At 63.4% G+C, this 24,614-nt stretch carries 14 protein-coding genes; 6 read left to right on the top strand and 8 right to left on the bottom strand.

The features are described 5' to 3' along the window. Positions 1-170: 170 nt before the first annotated feature. Positions 171-2,588, top strand: coding sequence for a glutamine amidotransferase (locus IPV69_RS18845; protein ID WP_206291267.1), 2,418 nt, complete (start codon positions 171-173; stop codon positions 2,586-2,588). Between the two features lie 185 nt (positions 2,589-2,773). Then, on the top strand, positions 2,774-3,862 hold the full coding sequence (locus IPV69_RS18840) for a hypothetical protein (RefSeq protein ID WP_206291266.1): 1,089 nt from the start codon (positions 2,774-2,776) through the stop codon (positions 3,860-3,862). Positions 3,863-3,865: 3 nt separating this feature from the next. On the opposite strand, the gene IPV69_RS18835 is transcribed toward IPV69_RS18840, so the two are convergent. After that, the gene (locus IPV69_RS18835; RefSeq protein WP_206291265.1) at positions 3,866-4,303 is read right to left on the bottom strand and encodes a YciI family protein; all 438 of its coding nucleotides are present in this window, start codon (positions 4,301-4,303) and stop codon (positions 3,866-3,868) included. A 144-nt stretch (positions 4,304-4,447) separates the two neighbouring features. Continuing rightward, entirely contained in the window at positions 4,448-6,502 is a 2,055-nt protein-coding gene (locus IPV69_RS18830) for an alpha-amylase family glycosyl hydrolase (RefSeq protein ID WP_206291264.1), read from the bottom strand. A 206-nt stretch (positions 6,503-6,708) separates the two neighbouring features. Between IPV69_RS18830 and IPV69_RS18825 the strand changes: the two genes are divergently transcribed. Together IPV69_RS18825 and IPV69_RS18820 are read left to right on the top strand one after the other, a co-directional pair. Then, positions 6,709-7,386, top strand: a complete 678-nt coding sequence (locus tag IPV69_RS18825) for an ISAs1 family transposase (protein WP_206291263.1) — start codon at positions 6,709-6,711, stop codon at positions 7,384-7,386. A 5-nt stretch (positions 7,387-7,391) separates the two neighbouring features. Next, positions 7,392-7,868, top strand: coding sequence for an ISAs1 family transposase (locus tag IPV69_RS18820; protein WP_241179937.1), 477 nt, complete (start codon positions 7,392-7,394; stop codon positions 7,866-7,868). Between the two features lie 105 nt (positions 7,869-7,973). Here IPV69_RS18820 and IPV69_RS18815 read toward each other — a convergent pair whose 3' ends face one another. From IPV69_RS18815 to IPV69_RS18805, 3 genes are read right to left on the bottom strand one after another with little or no spacing between them, the layout of a single operon-like run. Further along, positions 7,974-9,011 carry a ThuA domain-containing protein gene (locus IPV69_RS18815; RefSeq protein WP_206291262.1) on the bottom strand — a complete coding sequence of 346 codons (1,038 nt, stop codon included), beginning with the start codon at positions 9,009-9,011 and terminating at the stop codon, positions 7,974-7,976. Between the two features lie 33 nt (positions 9,012-9,044). Continuing rightward, the gene (locus IPV69_RS18810) at positions 9,045-10,523 is read right to left on the bottom strand and encodes a hypothetical protein (RefSeq protein WP_206291261.1); all 1,479 of its coding nucleotides are present in this window, start codon (positions 10,521-10,523) and stop codon (positions 9,045-9,047) included. A 29-nt stretch (positions 10,524-10,552) separates the two neighbouring features. Then, positions 10,553-13,252, bottom strand: a complete 2,700-nt coding sequence (locus tag IPV69_RS18805) for a c-type cytochrome (RefSeq protein WP_206291260.1) — start codon at positions 13,250-13,252, stop codon at positions 10,553-10,555. Between the two features lie 610 nt (positions 13,253-13,862). Here IPV69_RS18805 and IPV69_RS18800 point away from each other — a divergent pair. Then, a complete protein-coding gene (locus IPV69_RS18800) occupies positions 13,863-14,570 on the top strand; it encodes a hypothetical protein (protein ID WP_206291259.1) in 708 nt (235 codons plus the stop codon). Between the two features lie 16 nt (positions 14,571-14,586). Here IPV69_RS18800 and IPV69_RS18795 read toward each other — a convergent pair whose 3' ends face one another. From IPV69_RS18795 to IPV69_RS18785, 3 genes are all read right to left on the bottom strand, one after another. Further along, a complete protein-coding gene (locus IPV69_RS18795) occupies positions 14,587-15,918 on the bottom strand; it encodes a DUF1501 domain-containing protein (RefSeq protein ID WP_206291258.1) in 1,332 nt (443 codons plus the stop codon). Between the two features lie 87 nt (positions 15,919-16,005). Further along, entirely contained in the window at positions 16,006-17,559 is a 1,554-nt protein-coding gene (locus IPV69_RS18790; RefSeq protein ID WP_206291257.1) for a DUF1549 and DUF1553 domain-containing protein, read from the bottom strand. A gap of 16 nt (positions 17,560-17,575) precedes the next feature. After that, entirely contained in the window at positions 17,576-17,842 is a 267-nt protein-coding gene (locus IPV69_RS18785) for a hypothetical protein (protein ID WP_206291256.1), read from the bottom strand. 1,191 nt (positions 17,843-19,033) lie between these two features. On the opposite strand from IPV69_RS18785, the gene IPV69_RS18780 reads away from it, so the two are divergent. Then, a complete protein-coding gene (locus IPV69_RS18780) occupies positions 19,034-24,109 on the top strand; it encodes a beta strand repeat-containing protein (protein WP_206291255.1) in 5,076 nt (1,691 codons plus the stop codon). Positions 24,110-24,614 lie beyond the last annotated feature (505 nt).

The raw sequence follows: 24,614 nt of genomic DNA, 5'->3' as shown, positions 1-24,614 counted from the left end.
TAGTGCGATCAGTCCCGGCGGCAAAGTCAGTGACACGGGCTTCCAGCCCGTGCAAGATGCGCCGGAGTAGCAAAACGATAGCAGCCCGAACTACAACGCGTCATGCACGGGCTGGAAGCCCGTGTCACGAATGACGCAACGCATTGACGAACTGGCGGCCGAGACAACGCATGCAGTTGACCCCTACTCGTCCTTCACAACTTGCCACCATCGTCTTCGGTGCCCCCGATTGGCTGCCGATCGTGATCGGCATCAGCCTGCTGCTGATCGCCGCCGTCGCGTGGAGTTACTGGCGATCATCCGTAAGCCCCGGCGTCAAGGCGTTCGCGCTGACGCTCAAAATCCTCGGCATCACGCTGCTGGTCATCTGCCTTCTCGAACCCCTCTTCAGCGGCACCCGGGCCCGACCGGGGGCGAACGTTTTCGCCTTGCTTGCCGACAACAGCCAGAGCATGACGCTCCGCGACAAGGCCGGCGAAGCGTCTCGCGGCAAGCCGATCCTGGCCCTGGCCGATCGAAATACACCCTGGCTCCAGCAGCTTCGCCGCGATTTTGACGTCCGCTCGTACGCCTTTGATACACAGGTCAAATCGCTCGGCGACGACGAGAAGGTCGCCTTCGACGGCCGGGCCTCAAACCTCGGGGCCGCGCTCGACCGCCTGGACCGCAGGTTTGTCGGTCAGCCGCTCGCCGGTGTCCTGCTGATGACCGACGGCGGCGCGACGGATGTCGCGACGATCGAAAAGCTTCTCGCCCGTCACGCCGCGGCCAACGGCGGTGCGGGGAAGCTTCCGCCGATCTACCCCGTCCTCGCCGCCGACGACGCCCCGGCGGAAGACGTGAGCGTTGCCGAGGTTGCCGTTACACAAACCAATTTCGAAGACACGCCGGTCACGCTCGCGGCACGGCTTGCCGTCACCGGCTACAAGGGCCGAACCGTCGCCGTGCAGTTGCTCGATGAGCAGGGCACGGTTCGCGAAACGCAGCAACTGAAGATCGACAATCCCGATCAACCGCCGGTCGCGCGCTTCAAGCTCAAGCCCGAGCAGGTCGGCGTGTCGTTCTATCGCGTTCGCGCCGCGGCCGAGGACGAACTCGCACAATTCGATACGCCGGACAAAACGCGCGAAGCGACCACCGCCAACAACGCCCGCATGGTGGCGATCGACCGCGGCCAGGGCCCCTACCGCGTGCTGTATGTGTGCGGTCGGCCGAACTGGGAATACAAGTTCCTGTCGCGCGGCCTGGCGGAAGACACCCAGGTGCAGCTCGTCGGACTGCTGCGGATCGCCAAGCGCGAGCCGAAGTTCGCGTTCATCGGCCGCAAGGGGGAAGGGTTTAATCCGCTGTTCCGCGGTTTCGATCCCGAGAACAAGAACCAGGTCGAGCAGTACGACAAACCCGTGATGATTCGCCTGGGCACGAAAGACGAGGAAGAGCTTCGCGGCGGATTCCCGATGACCGCCGACGTGCTCAACCAGTACCACGCGATCATCATCGACGACCTCGAGTCCGAGTTCTTCACGCAGGACCAGCTGCAACTGATCAAAGAGTTCGTCCGCCAGCGCGGCGGCGGCCTGCTGATGCTGGGCGGTCAGGAGACGTTCAAAAACGGCAAGTACGACCGCTCGCCGCTGGGTGACATCCTGCCGGTCTACGCCGACGAAGTGCCGGCGAATCCTGCCGGAGCGAAGTTCCGGCTGTCGCTGACGCGTGAAGGCTGGCTGGAGCCGTGGGTGCGGATGCGGCCCGACGAGCGGACGGAGAACAAGCGCGTCGCCGAGATGCCGCCGTTCCTGGCGCTGAACCAGGTGCGCGGCATCAAGCCCGGGGCAACGGTCCTGGCCCGCGTCGCGACGGAAGATGGTACGCCGGTGCCGGCGCTGGTCGAACAGCGGTTTGGTGCCGGCCGGGTCGGGGCACTGCTCATCGGCGACCTGTGGCGCTGGGGCCTCAAACGGCCGGCCGACAGCGAGAGCGATCTGGAGCGTTCCTGGCGGCAGACGATCCGCTGGCTGGTCGGCGATGTGCCCAAGCGCGTCGAGCTGACCGCCACTCCCAGGCAGGACCCCGATGCCGCGGTGGAAGGCTCGCTGCAGCTATCGGCACAGGTGCGCGATCCGGCGTACGCCCCGCTCGACAACGCCGCCGTCAGCATTCGCATCACGACGCCCGACGGCTCGACGCTAGAACTGCCGGCCGAGGCAAGCGACCGCAAGTCCGGGCAGTACCAGGCGACCTATGTTCCTCGCATGGCCGGTGCGTTTCGAGCCGTTGCAACCGCTCGCGCCGCCGACGGCAGCGACGTCGGCCAGGCCGCCATCGGCTGGACGAGCGATCCCGCCGCCGACGAGTTCGCCAACCTGAAGCCCAACCGGGAACTGCTGCAGCGACTGGCGACCGCGACCGGCGGGCAGATCGTCGATCCCGGCGACCTCGACAAGTTCGTCGCAGACCTGCCGACGAAGAAAGCACAGGTCACCGACCCCTACATCATGCCCATCTGGCATACGCCGTGGGTTTTTGCACTCGCCATCCTCCTGCTGACGGCGGAATGGGGCCTTCGGCGGATGAGAGGATTGCCGTAATCAGTGACACGGGCTTCCAGCCCGTGCGTGCGATGCTGTAGTAGCGAAGTCATTCGCGCAGTTATTCTTGTACAGATGGCGCGCGAAAACGGGCACGGCCACTACGTTCCCCCGCACGGGCTGGAAGCCCGTGTCACTGACGTCGTCGTTCGGACTCGAATCACGGTCCAGCAGCCTGACACGATATGCGCATTTTCCTGCTCACTCTCGTCCTCGCCGCCACATGGCCATCGTTCGCCGCCGATCGGCCGACGGTGATAGTCGTTGTTGGTGCCGAAGGCGCGCCAGAGTACGGCTCGGAGTTCGCGAAGTGGGCCGACCGCTGGATTGCCGCTGCCAATACCGGCGGTGCGAATGTGATCGTGATCGGACGGGATGGAACCAAGGCAGACCGCGACTCAAAAACGGAAATCGAAGACCGTGACAAGCTGCGACAAGTTTTTGCCGCCGAGGTTGGCACGGCACCATCCACCCAGCCGACGACCGGCCCCACATCGGGCCCATCGACATCGAGCCCATCGACCCGCCCGGCCGATCTTCCGGCGACACAGCCCTCCAACCTGCAGCCCCTCTGGCTTGTCCTGATCGGCCACGGCACGTTCGACGGACGCGAAGCCAAGTTGAATCTTCGCGGGACGGATGTGTCGGATCAGGAATTGGCCGCCTGGCTGAAGCCGGCTCGCCGCCCGCTGGCGGTCATCGATTGCACCTCCGCGAGCGCGCCGTTTCTCAACCGGCTGTCGGGCATCAACCGCATCATCATCGTCGCCACCCGCAGCGGCCAGGAGCAGCAGTATGCTCGCTTCGGCGACTACCTCTCCACCGCGGTCGCCGACCCAACGGCCGATCTCGACAGAGACGGTCAGACCTCACTGCTGGAAGCGTACATCGCTGCGTCGACCCGAACCGAGGCGTTCTATAAGGAAGCCGGCCGGCTCTCGACCGAGCACGCCCTGCTCGACGACAACGGCGACGCCCTGGGAACGCCGGCAAACTGGTTCGACGGCATCCGCGCCACCAAATCCGCCAAAGCCGGGTCGACGGTCGACGGCCACCGGGCGCATCAGTGGCACCTGGTGGAGAGCCCGGCAGAACGCTCCATGCCGGTCGAGACGCGGGCCCGTCGCAACGAGCTTGAGCTGCAGATTCAGGGCCTTCGCGACCGCAAACCGACGATCCCAGAGGCGGCGTACTACGCGCAGCTCGAACCGATGCTGCTCGAGTTGGCCAGGGTATATGCCTCGGCCACGACCCGGCCTTCACGGCAGGAGTAGCGGTCACTCTGCTTGCGGCTGCCCGGAAGCCGTCGCGGCGCGAAGTCGGTCCTCCTGTTCGCGCAGCTCGGGTGTGAGCGCGTCGCCGAAATCCTCGGCTTCAAAGACCTGTCGGATTTCAATCTCCGAATCCACGAGCATGGGGTTCGGACATCGCTTGACCCACTCGATCGCCTCGGCCAGCGACTTGCACTTCCAGATCCAGAAGCCTGCGACCAGCTCATTGGTTTCGGCAAAGGGCCCGTGAATAACCGAACGATTCTTCCCCGAGAACCGTACGCGGGCGCCCTTCGAGGTTGGGTGCAATCCTTCGCCGGCCTGCATGATACCGGCGCTGACCAGTTCTTCGTTAAACCTGCCCATCTCAGCCATGAGTTGGGTATCCGGCATGACGCCGGCCTCGGAATCTTTGGTCGCCTTGACGAGAATCATGAACCGCATGAACGCTTTCCTTTCCTCGAATCCGCCGTCGAGTGCGCAGGGTTGAGTAAGGGGAAATGGAATCCCCTTTTCGTTGTCTTATCCTGACTTCGTCAGCCGGTTAACCCTGATTTTTGCCCTGCGTGCTAAGGGATACGGCCATGCTCAGCGCTTGGGGGCCAACACCTGTGCTGTCCTGGCCGGAATGTAGATCTGAATGCTCTGATCGCGGGTATACAACGGGATGTCCTGCTTGTAGTAGGTCACATCCGCCGCCACCCGGCCAAAGCCGCCGAATCGACTTTCGTCGGTATCCAGAACAAGCCGGTAGTCCACAGGGTCGGGGACAGGTATGCGTAGATCGGTGTAGGACTCGGTCGCGTGGAAGTTAAAGACGAAAACCAAGGGCCCGCGACGGTAGACCAGCAAGCGGTAATCTTCGCGCACATCCAGCTGCTCGATGAACGGATCGTTGAGCAGGTTCCAGTTCTCGTCCAGTGCCAGCATTTCCTTGTCGAACAGCTCAAGACCGGCGTAACGCAGATCGTCCCGCGCCGACAGGCTCCACTGACGCCGGGCATACTGGTAGGAGTAACCGTTGCCTTCGCGGGGGAAGTCGACCCACTCGGGATGCCCGAACTCGTTGCCCATAAACGTCAGGTAAGCCTCGCCGCCCAGTGAAAACGTAATCAGCCGGATCATCTTGTGCAGCGCGATGCCGCGATCGACGACCAGGCTCTGATTGAACTTGCTCATGTTCCAGTACATTTCCTGGTCCATGAGCTGAAACGCGAGCGTCTTGTCGCCCACCAGCGCCTGGTCGTGGCTTTCGACATAGGCCACGTGCTTTTCGGCGTGTCGGCGGTCGGTCAGCGTGTGGTAGATGCCGCGCAAATCCCACTCTTCGTCCTTCTTCTCCTTCAGCACCTTGATCCAGTTGTCGGGGATGCCCATCGCCAGCCGGTAATCGAAACCCAGCCCGCCTTCGGATACCGGCCGCCCCATGCCGGCCATGCCGGAAACATCTTCGGCGATCGTGACTGCATCGGGCTTGAGCTGATGCACCAGCTCGTTTGCCAGTTGAAGGTAAACGACCGCGTCCCAGTCCACGTTTCCGCCGAAGTAATCCTCGTAGCCGTTGAACGGACGTCCGAGCCCGTGGTCCAGGTAGAGCATGCTGGTGACGCCGTCGAAGCGGAAGCCGTCGAAACGGAACTCTTCCAGCCAATACCTCAGGTTGCTCAACAGAAACCGCTGAACCTCGAACTTGCGGTAGTCGAACAGCAGTGAATCCCAGGCGATGTGCTGCCCGCGCGGGCCGGCGTGAAAGTAGTGGTAGTCGGTGCCGTCGAACTGGCTGAGCCCCTCGTTCGTGTTCTTGACCGAATGGCTGTGAACGACGTCCAGCAGAACGCGGATGCCCATCCCGTGAGCCGTATCGATCAGGCGTTTGAGTTCCTCCGGTGTCCCGCACCGGCTGGAGACGGCGAAGAAGTTGCTGACGTGATAGCCGAACGATCCGTAGTACGGATGCTCCATCACCGCCATGAGCTGGATCGCGTTGTAACCGAGCCTCTTTACCCGCGGCAGGATGTTGGCGGTGAACTCGTCGTACGTGCCGACCCGATGCTCTTCCGTGGCCATGCCCACATGGGCTTCGTAAATGCGTAAACCGCCGTGTGGCTTAGGCGATTCGTACTGCCAGGCGTAAGCGGCGGGCGGATTCCAGTATTGGCCGATAAAGCCATGCGTCTGTGGGTCCTGCACAACCCGGCGAATGTACGCCGGAATGCGGTCCATCGGGCCCGTCTGCGAAACGACATGCACTTTCAGCAGGCCGGTATGAACAAGGCGTTCGGCGTAGGTGGAATCGGGAAGGAAGATCGCCCAGGTACCGAACTCGTCGCGGGCCAGCGGATGCGACCGCCGGTCCCACCCGTTGAAATCCCCGGTAAGGAACAGCGCGTATGCCGCCGGCGCCCATTCCCTGTACCAGACCCCGGCGACGCCGTCCTTCTCGCCGCGGTTCAAACCGAAGTAATGATGTCCCTGGCTGACCTGCCCGAGCAGCCCGCCCGCCTCGGCGATCTTTCCCGCAATGTACGTGTAATGGCTGTAGCGATCCCGCAGGCGATCGCGATAGGGTTCGAGCCACGGATCGTGGGCAATCAGTCCGGTTCCGTCGGAAGTCGTGGGGTTGGCGTTTTGTGCTGTCGACATGCGCGGTCAACCATACCGCGCCGTCGGGCTATTGGAACGCTGCCGACGTCCCGATCTTTGGGTCGTTCCGAGGGCAATCGCATCTCCTTTTGTCGATGGTTGTGTTTTGTACGGGTTGCGCTTTCTAACTTCTCTCGCTATCACTCCTTCACCGGTCGCGAAGCTTCGCTGGTAACAACTTTCATCTCCTGAAACGGAGCTTCGCCATGGATGGCCCTGCGACCAGTGGTACCCTGCGCGCGTTTTCCAACCTCCCCGATCCTCGCGGCTGCAACGTGATTCACAAACTCCACGACATCCTCGTCATCTCCGTCTGCGCCGTCATCTGCGGTGCCGACGGCTGGGTCGACGTTGAACTCTATGGCAAGAGCAAGCTCTCCTGGCTGCGAACCTTCCTGGATCTTCCCCACGGCATCCCGTCTCACGACACCTTCGGTCGCGTCTTCGCCAAGCTCCATCCCGACGCCTTCGAGCAGTGTTTCAACGCCTGGGTCGGCGCGATCGCACAGTCCGCCGGCGGACGACTGATCGCGATCGACGGCAAGGCCATCCGCCGGTCCTTCGAACACGCCTGGGCCAGGAACAACATGACCCACATGGTCAGCGCGTTCGTCGACGCCCACCGGATGGTCTTCGGCCAGGTCGCCGTGGATGACAAGAGCAATGAGATCGAGGCGATCCCGCGGCTTTTGGGCCTGTTAGACATTCAGGACGCGACGGTGACGATCGATGCCGCCGGCTGCCAGACGCAGATCGCCAGACAGATCGTCGATGCCGGCGGCAACTACGTGCTGTCGGTGAAGGAGAACCAGCCGAGGACCAGGCTTCGCCTCGTCCGACGCTGCACGCGAAGGTCAGGAAGCTGCTGGACGAAGCGATCCTGAGCGGCATGAAGGACGTGAGCCACGGCGTCCACGAGGAGTTCGACGCCGACCACGGCCGGCTGGACACCCGCAAAGTGTGGGTGATGGACGAAGTGCACTGGCTCGGCGACCTATGTCAGCAGTGGCCGGGACTGGCCGGCGTGATCGCGGTCGAACGCAAGCGGGAGGTGCTTGCCGGCAAGAGCAGCGTCGAGCGGCATTACTTCATCAGCAGCGTCGCAGGGACCGACGCCAGGGCGATGGCGGCGGCGATCCGCGGCCACTGGGCCATCGAGAACAAGCTGCACTGGCAACTGGACGTGAGCTCCCGCGAGGACGAGCGGCGGATCCGCAAAGGCTATGGTGCGGAGAACTACTCCCGGTTGTGCCGGCTGACGCTCAATCTTCTCAAGCGGGACAAGAGCATCAAAAACGGGATCCACGGGAAACGGTTAAAGGCAGGTTGGGACGAGCACTACCTGCTCCGTCTGCTAACGACCTGAACATGCAATCGCCCTGGGGTCGTTCCAAACCCGATCTGCTGTGTCCGCCTGGGCAGAAGCCCCCCACCCTCCCGCCGGCCTCGCAGCGGCGAGGCTTTACACGGTTTACTTGTAGGCCGAAGGCGGCTTGGGAACGACCCCCAGTTCTTTGTAGTTAAAACCGCTGCCCAGCGGTTTGTACGGACCGACGTACTCGACACTGCTCGTCGGTACGATCGCGTCTTCCATCCCGATTCCCCAGTACGACGCGTTGATGATCATCCGGCGCAGACCCGCGCTCTCGAAATCATCGCCACTGCCCATAGTCGTGTGGAACACGCGCGCAGACTTGCCCGTACTGGTCTTCCAGAGCTTGAACCAGGCTACGGGCAGCGGTTCCAGCTTGGGGTTGGGCGGATCATCGTACTTTCGACCTGTCAGCGGCTGGCCCCAAACCAGCGCAGTGCATCCCTCCGGCAGGCTCGTCCCCTCCTTATAGGTCCGGTAGACGTCCGACGTCCCCCAGATATCGCTGATACCACTGAGAATGGGATGGTCCTTCATCGCCTCGACGATCTTGCCCCTGGTCGAGTCCGCGTGCCAGCGGCCGTGGTGATTCATGAACGTTCCGCCGAGCACATCATTGCCCCAGTTCACGTTCTTGCCGTTGATCTTGTACGGGAGCGCCCCGTGAAAGCCGTGATTGGCTGTTCGTATAGCGATGAACGGCTTGCCGGAGTCGATGAACCTGACAATGCGTTCGCGCTCTTCCATCGGGAGGGTCAGCAGACGGCAGAAAAAAATCACCAGATCGGCCGACGCGAGGTGCTCCAGGCCGGGGATCTGGTGTTGCTTGAACTCCTTCCCTTTCTCCGGATAGACGGGCATCGTCGGATCGACTTCCCCTTTATCGTTGACGGCAAAAAGCACCGTGCAGTCGAAGCCGTGCCTGGCGCTCAGGATCCGCGCCATCATCGGCATGGACTGCTCGCTCCGGTATTCCTGATCAGCTGCAATCAGCACGATGTGCTTGCCCTTGCCCGGGCCTTCGCCACCCGGGTAGGTCAGCCACTGCGGGCTTTCGGGCACCGGGTGACCGTAGGCCTGAGCGATGGAAAGAAGCATCGTGGCAGACGCGAGCAGGTGAAGTAGTCGTTTGGGCATGGCGGAGCCGAATTGGATGGCGGGACGAAAGAGTCACTTCGTGGGAATCTCGTTGACCGTGTAATACGCCTTGGTGTGAAGGAGCGGTGTTCCCTGCTGCGAGGTGATCTTTGCCAGGTCGAAGTCATGGATATGGTCCTCCATGATCTTGTCGAGGGTGACCCGCACTGACATGCCGTCGTCCGATGGAACCGCTCGCAGCACCTTTGGTGTCGTCTGGTCCACTTCCGGGCTGCCGTAGCCCGCGTGGTAGATGTGGGTGTAGGTCGTGATGTTGTAGCTGTCTGTTCTCGAGGCCACCTGCTTATCGACAGGCTTGGTGAAGTTGATCAGAAAGCCGTCATTGCGGATGTTGATTTCCTTAATCTCGAACGGGACGACGCCGCTCCACTCGATACGCTGCAGCGCGAATGGCTCGGTGCCACGCACCGGCCACTGGCTGTTGGTGGTAAATCCCCCGGCGATCAGGTGCCCGGTGGGGGAAAACTCGACGTTCATGATTCCCGTGGCAAGCCCCTCACGAAACGGATAGCACGCCCCCTGCCACACGCCGTTCACCTCTTCGGTGGTGGCGCGCATGATCAGGCTCAGCGTGTAATCGCCGAGAAAGAACTGGTTTTCAAAAGGGCCGAATTTGCCTCGCGTGTTGTCGAGCCGAAATCCTGAGATCGACCGCCCCATCTTGATGTAGGGGAATCGCACCGCAGGCGGCACCAGTTCCTTTACCCTTCGCTTTTCCACCGCCATCCGCGATTGGCTGGCCGGGGTGACCGAAGGTGTCGGCATTCCGATCGCAAATGGATACCAGTTGTAGCTGGCCGGATGTCCCAGGAATGCGCCCGGTTTGAGGTGCTTGAGCGAACAGCTCCCGTTCCACGGGCCCTGGCTTTCGATGACGAACATCGCCCCCGCGGCATTGGCTCCGACGCCGCCTGGGCTCCGCAGTCCACTGCACACCGGGATCATCTTGCCGGCCGGTGTCACCTTTACCGCCCAGCCTCTGAAGAGGTTGTGCGATTCATAGGATCCGCTCAGACCCAGGGCCACCCAGATGTTGCCTTCCGGATCGTGCTTGGAACCAAACGCGAACTCGTGACCCTCGGCGTAGCCCCAGTTGTTGCTCAGGGTGTCGTAGCGGTCGGCGACACCGTCGCCGTCGCTGTCGGAAATCCGCGTCACTTCGCCCCAGGTGGTGGCCGTCATCGCACCGTCCTTCCAGGACAGCGAGAAAATCTCATCCTGGCCGGTGGCGAACAGGTGGTATTCCGGCTTCGGCGTAGACTCGAACACCCCGCTGACGAAGTAGATATCGCCACGCCGAGTCCCCACCGCCAGTCGCCCGTCCGGCAGCACCTCCAGCCCGCCCGGCCGCATCGGCACGGTCGCGGGGATCGGAATGTTCACGATCGGGTAGTACTTCGCTTCCTCCGTGGCGGTGCCCCACATCGCTCCAAGATCCTCAGCCGCCTTGGCGGCAGAGGATAATGCGGCAATCAAAACGATCGCGATCAAGCAACGAGTGCTCGCCATGCAACGAGTGCTCACCATTGATACTCCAGGGTCAGGGTTGAACGCCCCTTCGGCACCGTCACCGAGATCAATACTTCTGCGGGCTTTCCTTCCCGCACCATCCCCTTGTGATCGCTGGTGATTCGAAGATCGAGTTGATCGACCGCAAAACGCCGGTCGGACACGGCCTTGATCTCCGTACCGCAAGCCGCCCTGAAGTAGAAAGGCGTTTGATCCGAGTTCGATTCAAAGGTGAACGTTCGCTTCAGGTACGGCTTGCCGTCCTTGTCGCGCACGTCCTCGAAGAAGTCCTGCACCGCGATATCCCCGTACTGATAAAAGAGCGTGGGCTTTCGCGTGTTGTCCAGGCGGTACCCCCGGAACTGGTAACCATGATCCTGCGGAAAGGCGTGGTTGGTCTTGGCCTTGTACGGCCAGTTCTCCTCGAGCGTCTTCAGACGGTGAAACGGAATGCCGCGCGGGAACGAAATCCGATCGGTGCCGCGGGGGCGAAATGATCCGTTATCGACATCAGCGAAATCGCCCTTCCACAACTGCCGAAGGACCATCTCTTCGGTATCGAACGCCAGGTTAACCCGCTCCGGATAGCCCACCGCCATCCCGCGATAGCCGGCTGGACCATGACCCCGGCAGATCTCCGTGACGTCGCCCACGCGAAGTTCACTGGACTGTCGCGACAGGCCCGCCGGCCGTTTCGCCCGAACGCCGTCTTCCAGATACAGCCACAGCGCCTCGATCTGCTGCCCCGCGTCGCCGCCGAGAATGTCGGCCCGGGCCGACACGCCGCCCGGCCAGTACGCCGGCATGATCACCGTTGGCGAGAACCGGGCCGGCTGCCTGAGGTAAAGATGAAACCAGTCCTTCTTCAGCCGCTCGGTCGAGCGGACCAGATCCAGCGCGCCGACGGAGGCCGCCTTCTGTCCGTTAAAGTCGTGGCAGGCGATGCAGCTCAGCCCGCTGGTGCCGATCAAATCGCAGCCGGCGGCCTTTGACTGCTTCGCATCGACGACCTTCGGAATCTCGGCCGCCTCCAGTTGGTCGACCTTACCGAAGAGGTCCACCAGGTGCGCCACATTTGCCTGGCCGAACTGTGGCATGCTCGCATGAACGTAGTCGCGCTGACGGCCGCCGTTCAGCAGCACTTCGGTCATCCATTCGGGCTTGAGCTTGGCACCGACGTTCGTCAACGGCGGAGGCAGCCGACCCTGATCGCCGATCGCCTCGTTGGCTCCCGTGAAGTAAGCGTTCCGCTCCGCGGCGATCCCGCCGAGGCCGGCGCGATCATGGCAGGCAATGCAATTGAATGCGACCAGTGTCTTGTCGATCTTCTGCTTGTCGTTCAACGTCGGCTTTTCGGCCTCGGGCATCGCGGCTGCAATCAACTTGCGCTGCTCGTCATTGAAATCAAAGTGTGGCCACGCCCCCGGGGCACCGCTGGTACAACCCCGGCCGGGCATCAGCTTTGCAAACGCCAGATTTGGCTTGGTGGTCACCTTAAGGTCCGAATGGCAGTTGACGCAGCCGAGGGTTCCGAACAGTTCCTTTCCGCGAGCGGCCAGCTCGTTATCCACCTTGAGCGGCTCGAACGCCGGGATCGGCTCGCTGGACACCGACAGCATCGATGACGGTATCGCCTGCCGGGGGAAATCCGGCCCCTTCATCTCGAATGAAAACTTAGCCTCACGGCCGGTGTGAAAGTAAGTGAGCTCAATCCGCCGCCAACCCGCCCCCAGTTCCCCCTCGCCCGACAACTGCTTGACGCCCCGGCGGTCACTGGGCTCCTGATCGACCAGTGATTTCCCGTCCACCAGCAGGGTGCCCCCGTTCATCGTCAGAAAGAACGTGTACTTCCCCGCCTTGGCGAGATTCAGCCATCCTTCGTACTTGATCGCACTGTGCTGCTGGATCGTGCCCACGCTCGCGAGGGCGAAATCCTTGGCGCGGCCGGCACGCTCGGCCCTGACGCCATCGCTCGCCAGTCCTTCGAAAACCGGACCGCGGTAGAGGGTGTAATCCAGTTGCCCGGGCACACGCGTATCCCGCAGCAGGTAATGGGCGATGCGCTCCGGCTCCTGTCCCGACAGCCGCATGTCGGGCATTCGCCCCGATGGCCGGCTGACATGCGGACGTCGCACGAACTCGACCAGGCTCTTGATGCTGTACTTCCTGTCCAACTTGCCCAGCGGCACCGACGTGGCAGGAAGCAGCTCGGTACCCTTCGCGTCGCGCGGCGAGTGGCACGCCACGCATCCCCTGGAATGGAACAGCCGTTCGCCAAGCCCGACGGCCACCGCGTCAGGCGGCTGCAAATCAAAGTCGTTCGCCTTGAGTGACAGCAGGAAGTGCGTGAGCGAGATTGAAGCCTGCTTCTTTTCGGCATCCCCCAGTTGCGACAGGACATTGGGCATCAGCGTGCCCGGCTTGACCCCGTGCGGATCCCGGATGAAAGCCTCGATATAGGTCGGATTGATTCGCGAGCCGACGTCGGCCAGTCGCGGCGATTTCCTCGATCGCTCCGCCAGCGAAGCGTCGCCGCCGTGGCAGGCCGCGCAGTTCGCTTCCTCGATCAGGACCAGTCCCTTGTCCCTCTCGCCCAGCCGGCTCGAACCCAAGCCGGGAATGATCGCCTGTCCGAACGCGACCAACGCCGAACCGTTCAGGAACAGCAGAAGGACAATCATCGCGGCAAATCGTCGGGCCCGATCAGTCATGTGTCTCGTCCTTCGGTTCGACCAGGCGCGGCAACTCGATCGATCGCGGCGATGACGGACGCCGAACCACTGCCTTCGTCGACATTTCACCATGAGGCTGTACCGGTTTCCATGAGCACGGTTGAATCCGCGGGTATTGAGTTGAAACGATACATCACCCGCACGGTTAAGCGAGGGACCTGCAATCTCGGCGGATTGACGTCTTAAGGAGCCGCGCGGCAGAAGAATCACCACGGAGACACGGAGGGATGCCAGGCAACCCAAGACGATCGCAAAGTTAAGGGGTCTGATTTCTAAGAGAGTTGCTTTCCTTGAGTTCTCCCTGACGATCGCCACCGCGGTCAAAGCGTAGAAGATTCAAACTGCCCTCCGTGCCTTCGCGTCTCCGTGGTGATGTCTCTTTCGGCTGTGCGGAATGCATTGAACTGGGAAGTCGATTCAAGGAGCCGCGCACGACGTAAGCGGGAAAATCGCCGGCAAGGGCAACATCCCCGCTTACTTCGTGCGCGGCTCCTTGGGAAGTCACTCGCTCTCAGCGTTAACAAACGCCTCGTATCGCAGTAAGTGCCGATAGACGATGACCTCTAACCCCTCTCGCGGAAGTCGGAACATGAACAAGAAGATTGCACTGGCGGTGGTTCTCGGGCTCGGTGTTTTCGCCACCCGATTCTCGATCGGCAACGAAGCCCCCAAGGTGTCAGAACCCAAACCCGCGGAACCCAAACCCGCCGAGCCCGCCAAGGCGGACAACCTCAAGGCCGTCGCCGCCTCCATCGACGGGTACGTCTTCAAGTTCCCCTGCAAGGGCACCATGCCCGAAACACCCAAGAAGGGCGCCGACGCCGATTCGGCCCTGGTCCCGGCCGGCGGCGACCCCAAGAAGCAGGACAACTTCGCCGCCGACAAAACCTTCGGCGGCACCAAGGGCAAGCACTACCTCGTCACCCTGCGATTCCGCGGCGTGGTCGAACCCATGAAGTACAAGAACGGCAAGATGGACGGCGACTACTTCTACGTCGGCGGCGAGCCGGACAACGGCACCTACAACATCTACAAAATCGCCGTCTCATCGCCCGAGTCGCATTTCTTCCTTAATCGCCAGGACGCCGTCGGCCATCGCATCTTCAAGATCGACTACACCAAGACGATCGAGATCGAAGGTCAGTCCACCGTCAAGTTCACCGGCGACGGCCAGAACGGCCGACTGATCTCGAACTTCGAGAAGCTCGTCGTCCCGGACGTGTCGCCAGAGATCAAGCAGCCCTTCCACGGCCAGTTCGTTCAGGTCGATGTGGTGGACGTGGTCGAGAAGAAGTAGGCGCGCCGTATTGGCGTTACAGAAGTTCCTTCAACAGGTGGATGTCCTTGCTCGTGTCCACGATCGGAATCGGCCGGTCGACGCCCGGCGGATGGTTCTTCCGCTTGTAATCGACCCCAAGAACCGTGCAGACCGTGGCAAGGAAATCGGGAACACTGATCGGGCGGTCCGCCACGGCCGCACCGTCCCGATCGGTGCGGCCGATGACCTGGCCTCCCTTGATGCCGCCGCCCACGAGCACACTGCTCCAGGCCCGCGACCAGTGATTGCGACCGCCGCCGGTACACTGCGGCGTGCGGCCGAATTCCCCCATCCAGACGACCAGCGTCGTGTCGAGCAGTCCACGGCTGTGAAGGTCTGTGACCAGGGCAGCCATGCCGGCGTCGCATTCCTGCGAGAGCGCGCGTACGCGCGGAAAGTTGTCGCGGTGGGTGTCCCAGCCGACGCCATCGCCCATCACGACTTCGACAAAAGGCACGCCCGCTTCCACCAACCGACGGGCCATCAGGCATGCCTGGCCGAAACTCCCTGGCCGCTCCGCCCCACCGGCCATCTTGCCGCCCGCCGTTCGGACAGTAGCCGCGGGCGGCGGGCCGTAGGATTCCCGAATCGCGTCCGGCTCGCGCGACACGTCAAACGCCTGTTTCTGCTGCGATTTCATCAACCGAACCGCGCGGGATATCGCGGTGCGGTGCGTCTCGCCCGCTGCGCTCTTGTAATGGGAATGGAACGCCTCATCGAACCCCTGTAGAAGCTCCAGTTGCCGCTCGAACTGCGCCTTGTCGCCGGCCGGCTCGACAAAGTCGAGCCCCCGAATGGGGTCGTTGACCGACAACGGCTGGTGGTCGGGGCCGAGGAACCCCGCACCGATCGCCTCCTGCGGCGCTCGGCCGATCGTGACGAAGTTCGGCAACGCCACGTCGCGCTTTCCCAACTCCCGGGCGATGATCGCGCCCAGGCTCGGGAACGCCACCGCGCCGGCGCGGTTCTGGTACCCGGTATGCAGGTGATAAGTCGCCAGCTTGTGGTCCGACTCGAGCGTGCTCATGCCGCGCAGGATGGCCGCGTGCTGCATCAGTTTCGCGAACCGCGGGAAGTGCTCGCTGATGCGAATGCCGGAGACCAACGTCTCGATCGCCTTGAACTCGCCCCGGACGTTGTCCGCGGCCTCGGGCTTGGGGTCGAACGTGTCGATGTGACTGGGCCCGCCCGCCATCCAGAGCAGAATGCATGACTTGGGTCGTTGTGCGTCCGGCGCGGCGGCAGCGAGGCGTCCGAGCCAGCCGCTCAGGCCGGTGCCGACCGCCGCCGACGCCAGAAACTCTCGCCTGCCGATTGGGGTTTGCATCACAGGGTTCCGGTGGAAGTTGACGGACAACGATCGGTTCCGCGCAGCACGTTTGAGTGATTGGCACAACTGAGGAATCGGCACACTTCAGTGATTAAGCGAAAACTCGCTGGTCATGATCAGCACCCAGGCCAGTTCGCGGTAGCCGGCCTGGGGCACGTCGCCCGATCGCGACAGATAGGCTTTGACCCGCGCTTCCTCTTCCGCAGTCGGACGCCGGGACAGGATCGTCAGGAACAGGTCCGATGCGACCTCCCGCCCGGACCGGCCCGGCGACGCCGACAGCCGGCTCACCAGTGCCTCGACGCCGCGACCGGCAAACTGACCCGAGTTCATCTGCCGCAGGAGGTGCGGGATCCCCCGGCGGTAGGCGGTGGGGTCGGGATCGCCTTCGTCGCCGAAAAACTCGGTGAACTCTGGCCGGGCTCCCTGCCGGGCGTCAATGCCCGTCACCTTCGCCGCCGGGCCGGAAACCACCTCCAGCGAGTCGTACAACTGCCCCGCCGACAGAACCTTGATCGACATGCGGCCGAACAGCGCCACCTGCTGCTCGCCGGCGGCGGCGTCGCCGGCTCGGCTCGTCCGCTGATAGGCGCGGCTCAGCACGATGCTGCGGGTCAGAAACTTCAGGTCAAAGCCGGATTCGGCAAAACGCCTGGCGAGCAGGTCGAGCAGTTCCGGATGCGACGGTGGATTGCCTTGGTGCATGTCGTCCACCGGCTGGACGATGCCCCGCCCGAACAGCCGCCACCACGTACGGTTGGCCATCGCCCGGGAGAAGTAAGGGTTGTCCGCAGCGGTCAGCCATGCCGACAGTGCCGCACGATTTGAGCCCTTGCCCGCCGGCATTTCCTGCCCGCCGAGAAACGTGGGCGATCTTGGAATAAAGCCGTCCAGCATGCCCGCATCGCGCAGCGACGTAAGTGTGACCTTCGGGTCATCGATCACGCCCAGCTCGTAGACCTGCTTGGCGCGCCGGGGCGTCTGCACCTGCGTGAAGAACGCCGCCATGCCCCAGAAGTCCTGCTGCTTCCAGCCGACGAACGGATGGTCGTGACACTGGGCACAGTTAAGCCGCACCCCCATGAAGTAGCGCGAGGTGAGATCGGTCAGATCGGGCACGCCGCGGGGCAGCCGCCCCTCGATCAGGTAAGTAACGGCCGGGTTGTCTTCCATCTTCCCGGTGCCGGTGAGCAGATCCGAGGTGATCCGATCCCAGGTTGCGGTATTGAAACGCCCGGCGAGCCACTGCCTGAATCGGTCGGCCCTCACGCGTCGATCGTCGGCCAGCGGCGAGATCAGATAGCCTTGCCAGACGTCGGCCAAGTATTCGCCGTAGCGAGGGCTGGCGAGCAGGTCGTCCACCAGCCGAGCCCGTTTGGCCGGCGTGGAGTCGGTCAGAAATCTCTCGGCCTGCTCCGAGGTGGGGATCACGCCGTGTAGATCGAGGTAGACGCGGCGAAGGAACTCCGCATCGTCGGCAATCGCCGCCGGCTGCACGCCTTCGCGGCTCAATCGGGCTTCGATGGCCTGATCGATAAGACCCGCCAGCACCGCGGCCGCATCCGGCTCGCCCGCCGCAAACGTTCGGCCGGCGATCGCGACAACCGCACACAGCAGGATGACCCGCATGAAGGGCATGGGCCGACTCCAGTCTTTAGGTTCCAGACGTGACGTTCAGAGGACAGTACCGCCTCCCCTGCCGGCAGTTGTTGGGGGCAGGCCGATGGATCGCCGGAATCTCCAACGTCCGGCCGCGGAGCATGTAGCCGACGGCCAGGTCGCTCGCGCTCCGCCAGCCCTCCGCCTGGTCGTAAAACTTGTGATACCCGGTGACGCCGCGGGTGTCGGTCTGGCCGGCGGCGTTCTGCGGCGTGAGGTTAAAGACGAAGTTGTTGAGATGGCTGACGGTCGTCAGCACCACCCGCCCGGGGCCACGCTCGACACATCGATGCTCAACGCACGGCGGTGACCGCCGTGATCGTGCCGACGACGCCCTGCGGCACGCCCATGTCTGTGTGCCATGCCCACGCCCGTCAGTCGCTGTCGAATGTGGCGAATACATCCCGCGTGGGCATGAGCAAGCGACGTGATTTCGGCACCTCGCATGCCCACGCGGTAGACGGCCTTGGATCTCGAATGCCGGACGGCAGCGTGGGCATGGCACACGAAGCTCCGTCTTGAGATAGAGCCTAGGCCTGACGTTTGCAATCGCCGGTTTCTGCTTGCAATTCCGAGGCCAATACTTAACATATACCATACAGAAAATCCTGCCCGGGTCGGACGGTTTTAGCGTTCGGCCGGGGTTGGCTGGCGCTGCCTGATGCCTGGTCGTCGCGGGTGTGATCCGTCGTCGGCCGGGGTGTCGCACGAGGGTCGCGCGCCTGGCGGGATGAAGTGGTTTTCGTCGGCGGGTCGTGTGGCTCGCCGTGGTCGTGGCATTGGAGCAACTCGGACGATCCGACAACGCCTGTGACTTTTCGAAGGAGCCGCGCACGAAGTAAGCGGGCCGGGGACGCGGTATTGCACCGTTTCCGCGACGATCCCGCTTACGCCGTTCGCGGCTCCCTCGGAACGTCATGCGCCGCGACGGGATCGCGCCGAGCGGTCTTGTTTGATCGGGGCTCGAAGGGAGGTGTGAAAGGTTGGCACGCCCGGCTCGCTTTGGTCGCTCGGGTTCGTTCGGCCAAGTGGACCATCGCCTTGGGTTCGTTCGGCCGTCTGGATTCCGCCTTGGGTTCGTTCGGCGACGGTGACTGTGGCATCCGTAGAGGGAATGATCTCGGGTTCGTTCGACAGCATAGCTCGGGTTCGTTCGCCAATGCCGCCTCGGGTTCGTGCGGCAACGTCGTCTTGGGTTTGTTCGGTAGTGTCGCCTCGGGTTCGTTCGGCAGTGTCGCCTTAGGTTCGTTCGGCAGCTCTCTGCGCTGGAATCTCGAAAGCACAAAGGAGCCGTCGGACACCTTCAGCCTCAGACACTCTGGAAAATTCGCATCTTGTCCAAACTTCCCAGCTTAACGGCGATGGGGCATGGCACTGCCGGGAACCGAGGAATACGGGATAACCCTAATTTTGAGCTTAACGATTCCCGGGCACGGCGATACTTTCAAGCACAATGGGAACGAAGACATCCAAGATCTGGCGAGCGGTGGGCGGGATTCTGCCTGCGCTTTTGACACCACTGGCCTCGCAAGGGCAGACGACCTGGAACAACGGCAACAGCAATTTCAGTTGGAATGACGCGGCGAACTGGTCGGCCGGCTTGCCGACCTCGACCGCGCTGGCCAGTTTCTCCAACGCCGGGGCCGGTACGATCACGCTCGACGCGAGCCAGTCGGCGCTGGGTCTTTCGTTCTCAAACACGACGCCTTACGTCTTCAATTCCGGGACCGGCACCAATACGCTGGGGATCTTCGGGAGTGGTATCGCGTCGAACGCCGCCGGGGCGGTGACCATCAATCCGCAGATCACCCTCGGCGCGGCCCAGACCTGGGCCCTGACCAGCGCCGGTGGCTCGCTGACGACGGGTGACGTCAACCTCAATGCCTTCGGCCTGACCGTGGGCGCGACCAACGCCGCCCCGATCAACATCAATGGCGTCGTCAGTGGCACGGGAACGGTGTCGCTAGCGGGCGGCGTCGTCTCGCTCGGCAGCGCCAACACCTACAGCGGCACCACCACGGTAACGGGGGGCACGCTGCGAACCCTCGTCAGCGGCGCACTGCCCGGTACCACGACCCTGGCGATCCCCGCCACCGCCGCCAACGGCACGGTCACCGTTGACCTCCTGGGCACCAGTCAGACGATCTCGAACCTGACATTCAACAATACCGGCGCGACCACGGTGAACTTCACCGGCACGGCCGGTTCGTCGCTGTCGGTCTCGCCGGCGGCGTTGACGCTTGCCCCCTCGGTCGCGACGGTCAACCTCGCCGTCTCGATGGCGACCCTGGGAACGTTCACCTACAACAACGCGGCCGGCACATTCACCGCCAACAACGGTGCGTCGGCCAACCCCGCGAACAATGCCGTGACCATCACCCTGGCCGGCGGCACCAACAACATCACGGCTTCGACGATCAACATTGGCAACGGCACCACGGGCGGCGGCGTGGTCAACACCACCGTCAACCTCGGCACGACCAATACGCTGAAGGTCGACACCATTCGCTTCGGTAACGGCCGCGCAGGCGGCAACCTGAAGTTCGCCACCGGCCTGACCAATCCGACGCTCACCATCACCGGCGCGGCCGGCGGTGCCTCCACGACCAACCTCAACCTCGGGCAGGGCCACGACAGCAATACCCTCACCACGACGCCCAACGACACGTTCGACACGACACTGGGCACGCTGACGGCGGCATTCAATAATGTGGTGATCGCCCAAAACGTCCCGGCCGCGGGTAACCGGACGATCGTCTTCAACTCCAACTTCCTCATGGGCGCCGGCTCGATCACCGCCAATACGTTCAGTGTCGGCGTGATCACACAGCGCGCGACTCCGACGCCAGCAAGTACGCTCAATTCCCAGTTGACCGCCGTCTTCTCCCTGACTGGGGGCACGGCGTCGATCGGCACGCTGACGTTGGCAACCACGAACTACACCGACACGTTCACCGGCACCAACACGCTTTCGGGCACAGTGAACCTGAACGCCGGAGCGACGCTGAACGCGACCACGATTCAGCGTGGAGCGACCGCCACGCCAACTGCCGGCACTATCACCATCACGTCGCAGATCAACTGGAATGACGGCACCATCGGCAATAACACCGGAACCGACCTTGGCATCAGCGGAATCACGCTCGTCAGCAACGGCGCGGCCGCGAACCACACGTTCAATATTTCCGGAGCCCAGACCGCGACGGTCAGTTCAGTCATCAGCGGCGCGGGGCCGATCACAAAAGCCGGAACCGGCACACTGGTCTACAGCGGCGTGAACACGCTGACGGGCGGCAACACGGTCACGGCGGGTACGTTGCGGGTTTCCGGATCGGGCACCTTCGGCGCGGCGACCGCGCCGCTGACAATCAACGGCGGCCTGGTTGATATGAACGGGCAGAGCCGCACGGTGGGCAACTTCAACGGCGCCGGCGGCACGATCGCCAACAACCTGGCTGCTTCAACCTCAACGCTGACCATCGGCGGCACCGGCACGTTTAACGGCACAATTGCCAACAACACCGGCACCGGCGGCACGCTCGGACTGACCAAATCCGGCACCGGCGCCCTCACGCTCGGCGGCACGAACACGTACACCGGCACCACCAACGTCGGCGCCGGCACGCTGACCATCGCTTCCAGCTACCCGAGCGGTTCGGCGCTGACCCTCGCGGCCGGTGCGACGCTGTCGTTGAACAATGGAACCACCACGCCGCTGACGATCCCGGGCCTGTCGCTGGGTGCAGGAACAGGCGTCGCGTCGCTCGGGATGGATCTTGCCGCACCGGGCACGAACGATTCGTTCGGCACCGCGGCAGCGGCGACGACGTCGAACACCGTCCGCTTTGAAATCACCGGCCTGACCGGGTTTGCCGCCGGCAATTACACCCTGCTCAGCGCCGCCAGCGGACTGTCGACCGCCACCTATGCGGTCGGTGCGTTTCCAAGCGGTTTCAGTTACACGCTTCTGCCGAGCGACACCGCGGTGCAGATCAACGTTTTCACCATCGAGCCGACCACCGGGCCGATCTTTTATAACGCCACCAGCAGCAACAGCTGGGCATCTCTGACGAGCGGGAACTCCAACGCGTTTACCACCGACCTTGCCGGCACGACGCCCGCGGTCGGCCCGCCGAACAGCACCAACACGGTGAACTTCACCACCGGCGGCGCGACGATTGTTGGCCCGACGGTGACTTCCGTGCTCGACGGGAACTACACCATCAACGACCTGGTTTTTAACAACCAGACGCAGAGCGGCGCCGTGACCGCGATCGCCATCAATGCCGGAAACTCGGCCAGCAACACGTTGACCATCACGCCCGCGGCGGCGACGGCGGGAATCAACGTGCAGACCGGCGCGCCGGCGAGCATCGGCATCATCGCGCCGGTGACGCTCGGGGCGAACCAGACCTGGACCATCGCCGACGCCCCGACCGTCCTGACCATCGGCGGAGCGATGAACGGAACGGCCGGCCTGACCAAGAACGGCCCCGGGACGCTCCGATTCCTGGATTCCAGCTTTGCCGGCTATACCGGCGCGATCGCGATCAACGCCGGCGCGGTGAACTTCGAAGTGACGACGGGCACGCAGACGGTGACGAGCGCCGTCAGCGGTGCCGGTTCGGTGACCAAGACGGGTGCCGGCACGGTTATACTGAACGGCGCCAACTCTTACGCCGGCGGAACCACCATCGTCGCCGGATCCTTGAACGCCAACAGCGCCACCGCGATCGGCACCGGCACGCTGACGATCAACAGCGGTGCCACCCTGGGCAACTCGTCGGGCAATTTGGTCACGTTCACCAACAACAACTCGATGATCTGGAACGGCGACTTCACCAAGGCCGGCAATTCCACCACCGCCGGCACCGGCAATGTGACGATGACCGCCAACGTCAACGTCAACAACACCGGGGCGACGACGTTTACCGTGGGCGGCGTGATCTCGGGTGCATTCTCGCTGTCCAAGTCCGGCGTGGCCGGCAGCGTCATGGCGCTCAGCGGGGCCAACACCTACAGCGGCGGCACGACCATCACCGGCGGCGTGCTGGCCGTGAACACGCTGGACCTCAATGGCAACGCGAGCAGCATCGGCACGGGCACGACGCTCGGCATCAACGCCAGCACGTTGCGCTACACCGGCGCGGCCAACGCCGTCACCAATCGAGCCGTGACGCTGACGGGAGCGGCCGTCATCGAAATGCCGATCACCGGGGTTGACCAGACGCTCGAATTGTCAGGCGTGATCGACGGCACCGGCGCGCTGACCAAGGGAGTCACCGGTACGCCCACTGCCGCTGGCAGCGCTTCCAGCAATCTGATTCTCTCTAACGCCGGCAACACCTTCTCCGGTAACGTCACGATCAGTGCGGGCACCCTTACCATTAGGAACAGTGGAGGGCTGGGGACGGGCACCAAGACGATCACCCTTACCGCCGGAACGGCCGGCGCGCCGAGCCTGCGGCTCGACCCTGGCGTCGGGGGCAGCATCTCGCTGCCGAGCACAATCAGTTTCAGTTCGAGTTACAACGGGCAGAACGCGCTGAACCCCAACGGCCTGGGCACCATCGACAGCCGCACCGGCAACAACACGGTCGCCGGCAATTTCACACTGATGTCCGGTGGCGGCAGCACAGCGCTGAACGTGTCGGCCGGCTCGACGCTGACGATGTCCGGCAACTTCGCCCCGAACACGACGGCCCGCGCCCTCGAACTGCGCGGCGACGGCACCGGCGTCGTCTCCGGCCTGATTGCCGACGGCAGCACCACCAACATCCTGTCCGTCGTCCGCAGCGGCGGTGGCAACGGCGTGTGGACGCTCACCAACAGCAATACCTACACCAACGGCACCACCGTCAGCGGCGGTACGCTGCTGGCGAGCAACGTCTCGGGCGGCAACTCGGCTACCGGTACCGGCGCGGTCACCGTCAACGGGGCCAACGGAGGTGGCATCCTCGGCGGCGTCGGCTCCATCGCCGGCCCACTGACCATCACGACCACGACCGGGACGCCCGGAACGCTTCGTCCCGGCGACGCCAGCGCCAACGGCACGCTGACGGTGCTGGCCGGCCTGACCGTCAACACCGGCGCCCGCCTCGGGTTCCACATACAGAACGCGGGCCTGCCCGCCGCCGCCGACACCGGCGGAAGCACCACGGGCACGCTGCCGAATCCGACTTCTAACAATTTCCTGAACATCACCGGCGGAACGACTTCGATCAGTTCCGGCACGGTGCTGGCGCTCGACGGGACCGGCGGCACCTTCTCCCCGTTTGCGACGTACAGCTATCAGGTCGGGCAGGGCGCTGGAAACCAGAACCTTTCGATCACGACGCCTTCGCAGTTCGTGTTCTCCAACTTCAACGTCAGCCCCGCTTCGGCAACGTTTACGGCCAACAGCGCGGGCGCGTTGTATGTGAATATCACGTTCGTTCCAGAACCGGCGACGTTGGGATTGCTCACTCTCGCCGCCACCGGCCTGCTGGGCCGCCGGCGTGGTTCTCGTCGCGGGCGTCATGGGGCGTAATGGCGGCCCCCCGGCGGTCGAGGTCGGCACGATGACACGGGTGCTGGTCGAGCGTTGTGCCGTGCCGATTGAAAAAGCCGTTTGATGCTCAAGAAGTGGGTTCACCAGTGGCAGGGCCCGTTGCGACACTTGGCAGTCGCGGGCCTGAGGGGGGTTTCGAACCCGCGCCGAAGCACTTGGCCAGAACGGGGTTCGTGCTGAACATCGATCGTCGCCCGTCGTCGGCTGCGGCAGGAATCGGCTCAGCATCCGCCGCGTAGACGTCGAGGGAGATATTGCTGCCTCCCCCCCGAAGGCAGCAATATTAGTTCTATAGCGCCCCATGCCCTATGGACGCCATCGCTGGGCCCTGCGTCCCAAACGCGTTGCATCACGCGGCGACCGGCGATCGCAGACATACGGCTGTTGTCCGTCGTCGTCGCGGTAGCCACTCGCCCAGCCAATAGTAGGCGAATAAGCCACCCGATCACCGCATCAGGGCGGTCTACATCCTTAGCGAAAGCGA

This window comes from Humisphaera borealis, assembly GCF_015169395.1.
Taxonomy (GTDB): Bacteria; Planctomycetota; Phycisphaerae; order Tepidisphaerales; family Tepidisphaeraceae; genus Humisphaera; species Humisphaera borealis.
The sequence above is the reverse complement of the archived record's forward strand: the minus strand, read 5'-3'. Positions and strand labels throughout refer to the sequence as shown.

Coding starts and splice junctions, on each gene's coding strand:
- IPV69_RS18845 (WP_206291267.1), top strand. CDS start 171: ATGCAGTTGACCCCTACTCGTCCTTCACAACTTGCCACCATCGTCTTC.
- IPV69_RS18840 (WP_206291266.1), top strand. CDS start 2,774: ATGCGCATTTTCCTGCTCACTCTCGTCCTCGCCGCCACATGGCCATCG.
- IPV69_RS18835 (WP_206291265.1), bottom strand. CDS start 4,303: ATGCGGTTCATGATTCTCGTCAAGGCGACCAAAGATTCCGAGGCCGGC.
- IPV69_RS18830 (WP_206291264.1), bottom strand. CDS start 6,502: ATGTCGACAGCACAAAACGCCAACCCCACGACTTCCGACGGAACCGGA.
- IPV69_RS18825 (WP_206291263.1), top strand. CDS start 6,709: ATGGATGGCCCTGCGACCAGTGGTACCCTGCGCGCGTTTTCCAACCTC.
- IPV69_RS18820 (WP_241179937.1), top strand. CDS start 7,392: ATGAAGGACGTGAGCCACGGCGTCCACGAGGAGTTCGACGCCGACCAC.
- IPV69_RS18815 (WP_206291262.1), bottom strand. CDS start 9,011: ATGCCCAAACGACTACTTCACCTGCTCGCGTCTGCCACGATGCTTCTT.
- IPV69_RS18805 (WP_206291260.1), bottom strand. CDS start 13,252: ATGACTGATCGGGCCCGACGATTTGCCGCGATGATTGTCCTTCTGCTG.
- IPV69_RS18800 (WP_206291259.1), top strand. CDS start 13,863: ATGAACAAGAAGATTGCACTGGCGGTGGTTCTCGGGCTCGGTGTTTTC.
- IPV69_RS18795 (WP_206291258.1), bottom strand. CDS start 15,918: ATGCAAACCCCAATCGGCAGGCGAGAGTTTCTGGCGTCGGCGGCGGTC.
- IPV69_RS18790 (WP_206291257.1), bottom strand. CDS start 17,559: ATGCCCTTCATGCGGGTCATCCTGCTGTGTGCGGTTGTCGCGATCGCC.
- IPV69_RS18780 (WP_206291255.1), top strand. CDS start 19,034: ATGGGAACGAAGACATCCAAGATCTGGCGAGCGGTGGGCGGGATTCTG.